Annotated in this window: 13 protein-coding genes; 4 read left to right on the top strand and 9 right to left on the bottom strand. The window is 62.8% G+C overall.

What is annotated here, in order from left to right; translation table 11 throughout:
- Positions 1 to 13: 13 nt before the first annotated feature.
- From B7Y64_RS15155 to B7Y64_RS15170, 4 genes are all read right to left on the bottom strand, one after another.
- The gene (locus tag B7Y64_RS15155; RefSeq protein WP_291329306.1) at positions 14 to 1615 is read right to left on the bottom strand and encodes a hypothetical protein; all 1602 of its coding nucleotides are present in this window, start codon (positions 1613 to 1615) and stop codon (positions 14 to 16) included.
- Between the two features lies 1 nt (position 1616).
- A complete protein-coding gene (locus tag B7Y64_RS15160; protein ID WP_069106183.1) occupies positions 1617 to 2765 on the bottom strand; it encodes a site-specific integrase in 1149 nt (382 codons plus the stop codon).
- Entirely contained in the window at positions 2762 to 3058 is a 297-nt protein-coding gene (locus B7Y64_RS15165) for a hypothetical protein (protein ID WP_291329309.1), read from the bottom strand. Before B7Y64_RS15165 ends, B7Y64_RS15160 begins: the two co-directional genes overlap by 4 nt.
- Positions 3059 to 3139: 81 nt before the next feature.
- Entirely contained in the window at positions 3140 to 3622 is a 483-nt protein-coding gene (locus B7Y64_RS15170; RefSeq protein WP_324529744.1) for an SOS response-associated peptidase family protein, read from the bottom strand.
- 692 nt (positions 3623 to 4314) lie between these two features.
- Here B7Y64_RS15170 and B7Y64_RS15175 point away from each other — a divergent pair.
- From B7Y64_RS15175 to B7Y64_RS15190, 4 genes are read left to right on the top strand one after another with little or no spacing between them, the layout of a single operon-like run.
- Positions 4315 to 4692 carry a hypothetical protein gene (locus B7Y64_RS15175; protein ID WP_086929095.1) on the top strand — a complete coding sequence of 126 codons (378 nt, stop codon included), beginning with the start codon at positions 4315 to 4317 and terminating at the stop codon, positions 4690 to 4692.
- Positions 4693 to 4727: 35 nt separating this feature from the next.
- Positions 4728 to 5252: a sigma-70 family RNA polymerase sigma factor gene (locus B7Y64_RS15180; RefSeq protein WP_086929096.1), complete on the top strand. Its 525-nt coding sequence runs from the start codon at positions 4728 to 4730 to the stop codon at positions 5250 to 5252.
- A 1-nt stretch (position 5253) separates the two neighbouring features.
- Positions 5254 to 6090 (top strand): anti-sigma factor, encoded by an 837-nt coding sequence (locus B7Y64_RS15185; RefSeq protein ID WP_086929097.1) that lies wholly within the window; start codon positions 5254 to 5256, stop codon positions 6088 to 6090.
- Positions 6091 to 6148: 58 nt separating this feature from the next.
- Positions 6149 to 6763, top strand: a complete 615-nt coding sequence (locus B7Y64_RS15190; RefSeq protein ID WP_086929098.1) for a class I SAM-dependent methyltransferase — start codon at positions 6149 to 6151, stop codon at positions 6761 to 6763.
- 15 nt (positions 6764 to 6778) lie between these two features.
- Here B7Y64_RS15190 and B7Y64_RS15195 read toward each other — a convergent pair whose 3' ends face one another.
- From B7Y64_RS15195 to B7Y64_RS15215, 5 genes are all read right to left on the bottom strand, one after another.
- Entirely contained in the window at positions 6779 to 7408 is a 630-nt protein-coding gene (locus tag B7Y64_RS15195) for a hypothetical protein (protein WP_086929099.1), read from the bottom strand.
- A 52-nt stretch (positions 7409 to 7460) separates the two neighbouring features.
- On the bottom strand, positions 7461 to 8159 hold the full coding sequence (locus tag B7Y64_RS15200; protein ID WP_291329316.1) for a hypothetical protein: 699 nt from the start codon (positions 8157 to 8159) through the stop codon (positions 7461 to 7463).
- A 31-nt stretch (positions 8160 to 8190) separates the two neighbouring features.
- Complete coding sequence (locus B7Y64_RS15205; RefSeq protein ID WP_236748896.1) at positions 8191 to 8520, bottom strand: DUF305 domain-containing protein; 330 nt, start codon at positions 8518 to 8520, stop codon at positions 8191 to 8193.
- 71 nt (positions 8521 to 8591) lie between these two features.
- Positions 8592 to 8912, bottom strand: coding sequence for a high-potential iron-sulfur protein (locus B7Y64_RS15210; protein ID WP_055839826.1), 321 nt, complete (start codon positions 8910 to 8912; stop codon positions 8592 to 8594).
- A gap of 64 nt (positions 8913 to 8976) precedes the next feature.
- Positions 8977 to 9590, bottom strand: a 614-nt coding sequence (locus B7Y64_RS15215; RefSeq protein WP_291329322.1) for a c-type cytochrome, incomplete at its 5' end; no start/stop codon positions are given.

A 9590-nucleotide genomic window follows, 5' to 3' on the forward strand; every position in this document is an offset into this window, starting at 1 on the left:
TGGTTGTGCGTGGCTAGGCAAGTGCGCCTCCCGAGATGCGGTACCGACTCCAGAATTTCAGAGGCTTGCTGCGGGCGGCCTCTCTGGACTGGGTCACCAGTTCCTCATCGAATTTGTCCATGGTGAACAGGTCAATTTGAGTGCGTATGAGCGTGAAGTATTCAGCCCATTCGCGGGACCTCGTGTTCCTGCTCTCGGCTTCCAGGAACCAGTAGAAGCTGAAGAGGCGGTGCAGGTCTTCACTGGTGCCGACCACGGTGTAGCTGCGACAGCTGAAGCAGCTCAAGAAATCGATGCAGTGCGTGCCGTCCTTGGGTGCCCGGTCGCCGTGAAGGCTGTCCTTGCAGCGCCCAGTTGGTGTGCGCTCCAGTGGCGGTGGCGTAGGCCCTTTTGCCGTGCGGTATGTGTCGGGCAAGGCCTCGCCCACGAAGACAGCGTTCGACCTCATCTCGTCGGTGACCGACAGGTAGCTCTGGTCAGCGACCTTGGGGTCGTGGCCCATGATGGCCGCCACCGTGAACAGGTCGCCATTGCTCAAACGCCACAGCCTGTTCTCCATCGTCTTGCGCAGGCGGGAGGCATTCAGAGCGAGCCGCCGGCCGTTGTCACCGAGAAGGCCGTGCCGGCTCACGAAGCCGGCGACGTTGTAGCCGAGTACCGATCCATCCAGTTTGGTCAGCGTACCCCAGTGGGCCTTGGCTTGCGCCTGGTAAAGCCAAACGCTGTCCTTGAGCTCCGCTGGGGCGATGGCCACCAGTGGCTCGGTGCGTTTGAGCAGATGCTCGAAGAGCGCGACGCCGTCCATGGGGATCGACGTGGGCACCTCGACGCTGCGCGTATATCGAAGGGCCTTGATCTGGGTGGCATTCCCCCGTCCTTTGAACGCCTCGATCAGGCGCATGCGCGGCATGAACGGATGCGGCTTCAGGCAGTCCCGCTTGAGTTCCAGCAGTGGCGTGGTGTTCAGGCCGGTTCGCATCGCGAGCGCCAAGGCATACACCGTCAGGGCTTGTCCGTTGGAGGCATTGAACGTCCCGTTGTGCAACGCGATGACGTCAGCTCGCAAGGCATCTGCCAGCCTGACTCGTTCGGCCTGAGACAGCGGAGTCTGGCCCTTTTTCTTGCTGTTGATCGAGGGGAAGGGGTTGGCCGGGAACAGGCCGTCCTGCGGTTCGATCACGCGCCGGTCGATCAACCCTTGTAGAACTGACTTAGTGTGGCTGTAGGCATTCTTCTGTGAGACCTCGCTACCGGGGCCTCTGCCAGCTTTCAGCCAGGCAACGTATTGGTCCAGCTGCCTACGGTCCAACCCAGCGGGACCGGCCAAGGCGCCTTCGGTCGCGAGATAGTCGAAGAAGTATCTCAGCGCCTTGCCGTAGGAGACGACTGAGGACGGCGCTACGGTTTTGGCTTGAATGAAGGCGCGCAGCTGCAGCGAGCAGCTGACCACCCATTCGTCAATACCCTTGCCCAGCCACTCGCCCAGGTCGATCTTGTGAGTACTGGTGGGGTTTTTGGGGAGCGCGACTTCCGCTGATGCTGGCTCCGTCGCTTCTGGACGCCCCGGTATCGCTACTGGATCTGCGGCCTTGAAGTTTTTCCTTTGTCGGCCCATGCTATCCCTCGATCCCGAACAGCGCATCGATTTCGTCTTCCCACAGCAGAACGAGTTGCGCCCCCAATTGATTGATTAGATGCAGGTAGATCGAAGTGGTGCTCACGCTGCTGTGACCCATCCGATCCCGCACGTAGAGCAATGGCTCTCCGTCGAAGCCGACCTTCCGCAGCTTCCACAGCGTGTACGTTCCATAGGTGTGCCGAAGCATATGGGGGCGCACCCTGAAGCCCACGCGCTTCTCCAGGGCCACGAAGATGTCGGTGAGGGCTGTGTCTCCATAAGGGGTCCCGTTCTGAGTGAGGAACAAAGACGTGCTGGTTGCGCCGGCACCAGCCGCCCGCTGACGTGATTTGCGGTGTCGCGCGGCATACCACCAAAGGTCTTCCATCAGGTCATAAGGGACGTCGATAGCGCGCGGCTTGTCATACTTGAGCTTCATGTCCTTGTTGCTCAAAGGTAAGCGGATCATTTGGCCCTGCACCAAGTCGCGCCGTCTGGCCGGGTCGAACAGGTACTTGACCGGGAAGGTCCTGCATTCGATCTGGCGCAATCCGCAGCGGACCATGAGCTCGAACATCATGCGGTGGGTTATGTTGCTCAGGACACCGAGGCACACCAGCACCTGTTCCATCGTGAGGAATTTAATTGGCGCCGACTTCTGAGACAGCATCGCACTGGGCACCTCGACCAGGTTCGCTGACGCGTCCACGTGCGCCAGGAACCCCGGTGTGCGCGCTACGCGGACGACCTGATAGCGGAAGGGCAATTGCTTGATGAAACCCATTTGCTGGGCCCATCGGTAGAACCGAGCAATCAGACGCAGCCTGGCGTTGATCGTGACCGAATCAAGACCGATCTCCCCCTTGGACCAGTCGCGATACCAGTCCACGACGCTCGGCATGCCTCTCGAGGGGACGGTCTGCCAATCCAGTTCGTTGGCGTCGAGAAACGCGAAGTAGTCGTAGATGTCCCGGCCATACTTGGCCCAGGTCAGTGGACTCTGCGCCCTCCCATTGGTTGTGAGCACGTCCCACAGGAAGCTTTGCGCGGGCTCCACGGCCGTGCCGTCTCTATGGACCAGCAGAGGGAAGCCCACGAAGGCGCGACCCTGCACGACTAGGCTTTCGTCCGAGAGAAACAACCTCACAGCCCGCGTTCCACCAGGAACGCCGCGGCGGGCTTGAAGTGGCAGCCATTGAGGTGCATCACCAGATCCACGGCACCGCCCCCACCACGGTTGGCCCGGGCATCCCAGAATTTCGGCCCGGTCAACAGCAGCTCGAACTCGCTCTGTCCGACTCGGGCCTGCCACCGCGTAGTCGCCGCATTTTTCGCCGGCACAAACGAACTGTCCTCCTTTGCGTAGTCCGCGACAGCAATAAGTACCTGGCTTGCATCCAGCTGTTGCCAGCGGTCGAGCACCTTGTTATCCACACGCATTGTCCCTCCCCCGGACCCCCTCCCGCTACTCGCCTCAAAGAGGCAATTCGGGGAAACCGGGGAATCTAGCAGGCGGGACAGCTAAGTAACGTGAGACCCCCCTAAGATCATCGTGTAGCTCTCATGCGTCTCGCCCGTGGCCTTGTCCGTCCAGACGTTCCATAGCCCGGCAAGACTCCACGGCGCACCATCAGCCCGTTTGAACCGCCACCAGACATTGCGCCCGGTTTCCCAATTAGGTTCATCGAAGTCGCTGGCGGGGATGATGCAGCGCTGGCCCCGAGCCCAAGGGTGCTTGTAGCTGGCCTTGTCTGCCAGTTCTTCGCTGCGCGCATTGTTCGTCGGGTACTTGAGCTTGGGCTCCTTTGCGAACCAGGGGATCAGTCCCCATTGCCCGGCTACCAGCTCGCGCTCGTAGTCCGCCGACTCTCGCGCCCGGCGAATGAACGGGCCTGTTCCGCGTGGGAAAAGAACCTCATCCCACCAGCGCATCGGATTGGGCCTGCCGACCGCCCACTCACGTTCTATGTCCAGCAGGGCAGGGGGCGTGTAGCGGTTGCACATGACTGATTTTCGCGCCCGCGAAATAGGCAGGCAAGTCCAACGAGCTTTGGGAGAGCGGGGCGTCTTCTTCACGGACAAGAGAGTCTGAGACAAGCTGTTTGTTGCCATCCGCTCCCGACCTGGAGCTGTCCGTCGATGCGATACACCGGTAGACATCTCCAGGCTGACGACGGTCGTTCGATTTCTTGGAGCCAATGGCCGCTCCGGCCCATACCGTGGCGGAAAGACACTAGCCTGGGGCGCATACACTAAAGGCAACGTTTGCCCTAGGGTGAGTCTGCAGAGCGGGTGGGCCATTGGCTGGCTGCTCGCAACCTGCCGCTGCGCAATGTTCTTTTGGACCGGGAGAGTCAGGCGCTGAAGGCATTTGAACAGCGAGGACTCCCGACCACGCTGTTTTTAGACGCCACGGGACGGTTGATCAACACGCGAACGGGCGAGCTTTCGGCATCGACGCTGGCTGAGAAGCTCGGATCCATCACTACCAGTGGCCCCTCACCCTTGAAGGCCCCTTGATCATCGCCCTATCGTCGACCGGCGCGTGCAGTTGCTCCATCGGTACAGTGTTGCCCAAGGCGTCAACGCAAAGACCGAACCGGTCCGCGCCGCAAATTGTTGGAAATCATTGGAATAGACAGGCACTGCCGTGCGTCTATGCAGTGTCTTTTCCACTTTTCCTTCAAAGGACTCCCATGAACAAGCACCTCGTCTCGACTCTCGTTCTCGCCATCGCCGCCGCGTCGGCTGGCTTCGCCCAGGCTGCCGCCCCAGTGAAGACGGCCGGCGGCATGCTGGTCAACACCAGCGGCATGACGCTCTACACCTTCGACAACGACACCGCCGGCAGCGGCAAGAGCGCCTGCAACGGCCCGTGCGCCGGACTGTGGCCGCCGGTGATGGCGGAAGCGGACGCGAAGCCCGAAGGCGACATGACCCTTGTCACGCGAGACGACGGCACCAAGCAGTGGGCCTACAAGGGCAAGCCGGTCTACCTCTATAAGTCCGACATGAAGGCCGGCGACATGACCGGCGACAACTTCAAGAACGTCTGGCACGTCATCAAGCCCTGATCAGGCTGGTCGGCACGAGGACGAACTTCCAGCCCATGCGCGCACAGGACGAAGCCGCGATCGTCGCCTGCATTCCCGGCCTGCGCCGTTACGCGCGCGGGCTGGTGTCGGACGCCACGCGTGCCGACGACCTGGTGCAGGACACGTTGGAGCGGGCGTGGAGCCGGTTCTCGCTCTGGCAGAAACGCGGAGACGTCCGGGCCTGGATGTTCGGCATCATGCACAACCATTTCATCGACGGCGTACGCGCCAGGGGCAGCCGACCCGAGGACAGCGCAGGCGACGACCTGCCCGAAATCCCGCAGCGCGCCAGCCAGTCCGACGGCATCGAGGTCCGCGACCTGGACCGCGTCCTGCAGCGGCTGCCCGTGGAGCAACGCGAGGTGCTGCTGCTCATCGCGGTCGAGGAAATGAGCTACGCAGAAGCCGCCACCGCGCTCGGCGTGCCCATTGGCACGGTGATGTCCCGGCTGGCGCGCGGCCGCGACAAGCTGCGGCAGGAACTGCAAGGCCGCGCGCCGTCAGCCCAAGCGGTCGCACCCCTGCGCAGGATCAAGTGACATGGACTCTCCCCCACTCAAACCCATTTCCACCGACGGCAGTAAGCCGGTGACCGAAGCCGATCTGCATGCTTACGCGGACCACCTTCTGGACCCGACCCGGCATGTCGAAATTGATGCATTCCTGGATGCGCATCCGGCCGAACGCGAGCGCGTGGACGATTGGCGCGCGCAGAACCTGGCGCTCAGGCAGTTGCTCGATCCGGTCCTGTCCGAGCCCTTGCCATTGCGCCTGCCGCTGAAGCCGGCGCCGGGGGCGGGCTGGCAGGAATGGCCGTGGCGCTCCCTGGCAGCCGGCGTGGCGATCGCGGTCGTCAGCACCGGGTCGGCCTGGTGGGGCCGTGGCGCCTACGACGGGCAACTGCAGCGCAGTGCCACGCTGGCCGCGGCGCGGGCGGGCACGCTCAATGGTTTTGCCCACCGCGCGGCCGTGGCCCACGTGGTCTACAGCCCGGACGTGCGTCGTCCGGTGGAGGTCGGCGCTGACCAGGAGCAGGCGCTGGTCACTTGGCTGACCAAACGCATGGGCACCGAAGTGAAGCCGCCCGATCTGCGCGCCCTGGGCTACGGGCTCATCGGCGGGCGACTACTGCCGGGCGACAAAGGACCGGTCGCGCAGTTCATGTTCGAAGGCGCGAAGGGCGAGCGTCTGACGCTGTACGTCACTCGCGAGGACGCCGGACGCGAGACGGCCTTCAAGTTCGGCCAGGACGGCCCAGTCAATGTCTTCTACTGGGTCGACAAGGACTTTGGCTACGCCATCTCTTCAGGCGACAGCAAGCAGGAAATGCTGCGGGTCGCCGAGGCGGTTTACAGCCAGCTTGAAGCACGCAAATAATTTGGTCCTTCGACTGGCAAGATGTTTTGCCATGCCCAAATTTTCAGGAATTGGAACCATGCAGGACAAGTCGCATTGGGAGCGTGTCTACAGCACGAAGTCGTCCAGTACGCTGAGCTGGTTTCAACCGCATGCGGACCGGTCCCTCGGACTCATCAAGCGAATTGCTGCTGGCGGTCAGACGCGGGTCATCGACGTCGGAGGCGGTACTTCGACACTGGTGGACGATCTGCTCGGACTGCATGGCTTCGACGTCACTGTGCTCGACATTTCGGAGAGTGCGCTCGACGTGGCCCGTCAACGGCTCGCTTTCGACGCCCGGCGGGTGCGATGGCTTGCGGGAGACATCACTCAGCTTGCCTTGCCCGCACAAGCCTACGAGATCTGGCACAACAGGGCCGTCTTTCATTTCATGAGCACACCCGAGCAACGCCAGGCCTACATCGCACAAGTGCGCCAGGCTGTGCGCCCCGGCGGTCACGTCATTGTCGCGGTGTTCGGGCCGGACGGGCCGATGCAGTGCAGCGGGCTCCCGGTGATGCGGTATGCGCCCGATGCGCTGCACGCCCAGTTCGGCGATACCTTCGAACTGGTCGAACATGCGTCGGAAGCCCATCGGACGCCCGCAGGCGTGGAGCAGCAGTTTGTCTATTGCCACTGCGTGATGCACTGAAGCTTGGCCAGTACTTCACAGCCCATCGGGAAACGTGTACGTCACAGGAGACGCCGAGGGTTGCCCGATCACCAGCGCGATCTGGTCGTGCGGCTTGAGCGGAAGGTCGCGCACCGGCGTGAATTGCACCTTGCCGTTGACATACACCCGCAGCGCGCCCCTGAGCCCTGCCACGTTGTCGGCCGCCAACGGCTGTCCCCACACGTCGAAGAAGTTGCCCAGCGTGTACACCCGGTCGTTCGGCGATTCGACATGCAGGATGCCGCTGGCATCATGCGTGTGCAGCCAGTAGAAACCCTTGCCACCACTGACAAAACCGCGATCGATGCGCAGTGGCGCAATGATGCCGATGCCGCGTGGCACTGCGATCTGTTCGCCCTTGTAGTAAATGGCCAGGTGGGCATGGAAATGGGTCTTGAGCATCTCCTGGCTTGAACCTTCGATGCCATCTACCGGCTGGCCTTGGCCGCCACGGGCGGTATTACCGTCAGGAAACACGGACTTGCCGAGTTGCCCACCCTGTATGAGCAGTTCGGCACCACCGGCGACTGCGGCCGGCCTGTCGTCGCCATGTGCAAAAACGGGCGGGGCACCGGCTGCGATGGCGATGGCGAATGCCGCTGCAACGAATGGCTGGAAATTCATTGAGAGTCTCATCAGAAAAATTGAATAAGAGCAGCGCTCGGCCACCGCGGCTTCAGGCCCGCCTCGTGACGAACACGCGGGGCCGCCAGGCATCGACAGGCGCTCCGTTGCGGCCCATTGGCCAGTGGTCCAGCCAGTGCTGCAGCACGGCGACGTCATCAGCCCGCCGCCGCCGGTGCAGCGAGTGTCCCTGGCCCGAATGCGTCAGGTGCACCAGATCGGTCGGCAGCGGTGGGCTCTGGTCGCCGAAGTACCAGAAATGCCACGACACCAGGGCGTTGAGGCCCGCAATGTCTCTCGCGGCCTCGCTGTCGTCGTGCAACGTGTTGACCACCTGCTTCATCGAGCCGTTCGCCATCGCCCGATAGAAGTTGTCCGGGGGGCCGTCGCCGCCAGGTCGCTTGGCGACAAAGCGCGGGTCAGCCCAGTAGCTGACCTTGTTGGTCGCCGTGTCGATGAAGGTCACCGAGTTCGAGCCGTTGGCAATGACGACCAGCGTGCGGTGGTCGGGCGAGAAACCGAGGCCGTGAATGTTGATCTCGCCCTTGTAGATCGGCGACAGCACGTCGGGGCGCTGGTTGCCCAGCTTGATCTGGCCGAGCAATGCGTTGGTGTTGGGGTCGATCACCGACACCGTGTTGGTGTTCTGGTCTGCGGTGTAGACGCGGTCGCCGGGATTGGAAGCTGCCGATGCAGCGAAAGATGCAACGGCCAGCGCCATGGCAAGGACAAGGGGGTTGAGTGAATTCATGAAAGGTCCTTCTTCGACGTGTCTGGAGCGACTACTTGGTGGGTGATGCGTGGCGTGCGAGCCAGCCCTGCATCAGCCGGATCTCGTTGGCCTGCTCGGTGATGATTCCCTGCGCGAGGTTGCGCACTTCCGGGTCTTGCGTGTTGAGCAGGATCGACTTGGCCATATCGATGGCGCCCTGGTGATGGGGAATCATCATGGTCATGAAGTCGTGCGCGGGCTGGCCATTCGTGGGTGCGGCGTGCATGTCGTGGTCCATTACGGCCATGGCATCGCCCATCAGCGCATCGAAGGGCTTGGCCGTGCTGGCCATGAAGCTGGGAGGCACGACGCCCTCGGCTTTCATACCGTGCGCGTGCATATCGGCCGCCTGCGTCAACGTGCTCCCTGCGACCAGCAACCCGAGGATGCCTGCACGAACGAAGCCGCTGCTCATGCCGCTTTCTTGTTCCATGCGCTGCACCAGCCCGCAGCAGCGACCTGCTTGCCGGCGAACAGCGGGCAGCCGCCCGTCGCTTCCTTAGGCTTGCCTTGAAACAGCTGACAGTTGGCGCAGTTCTGGCTGGCCGCGTGATTGGGGAATTTCTTGGCGTCGACCTTGGTGGTGTCTTCCTTATAGCCAAGCGCCACGGCCTGAGGATCGGTCTCGGCCAGCTTCGGGCCGCCGGACTGTGCGTGGGCGGCGGAGACGGACAACGCAGTTGCCGCGCCGGCAACTTGCAAGATGAAAAAGCGGCGATTCGTGGGAGTCATTTTTTTAATCTCGTGGGGGTTTTGGTCGTTGCCGGAGTCTTCGCTCCGGCGATCGGGGGCGTGCTTATTGCTTTAAGACGAACGCAGCCAGCGCTTTCACCTCTTCGGGTTTCAGCGCTGCGAAAGGCGGCATCGGCACGCTGCCCCACTTGCCGACGCTGCCGCCACGGATGCTGGCCTCCAGCTTCGACTGCGCCTGCGGATCGGCCTTGTACTTCTCGGCGACGTCGTGATAGCCCGGACCGACGATCTTCTGGGTCAGGCCATGGCAACTCAGGCACGCGTTGCTCGCAAGAAGCGCTTGAACGTTGACACTCGCGCCACCGGCTGGTGGCGCGGCCGCAGCACCCGGTGACGTTGGCGGAGCGGGCGGCGCAGGCGCGGGTGTGGAGGCGGCGATCACACTGGCGTCTGTGGCCTTCGCGGACCCGTAGGCGGCCGACAGGTAGGCACCCACCTGCTTGACTTCGTCGTCACTGATCGGCGCACCGTAGGTGTGCTGCATCTTGGCCATCTCGGCGGTCCACTGCGTCTGCGTCATGCCGGGCGGCTGGTAGTTGACGTAGTCCGCCGAATGGCAGATCGCGCATTTCTGCATCGCGATGGCGTAGCCCGGCAGCTTCGACGGGCGCAGCTTCGACGTGTCGGGCAGCAGCTTGATGTCGGGCGGCGCGGCCA

This window comes from Acidovorax sp. 35-64-16, assembly GCF_002281195.1.
GTDB classification, from domain to species: Bacteria; Pseudomonadota; Gammaproteobacteria; order Burkholderiales; family Burkholderiaceae_C; genus Acidovorax; species Acidovorax defluvii.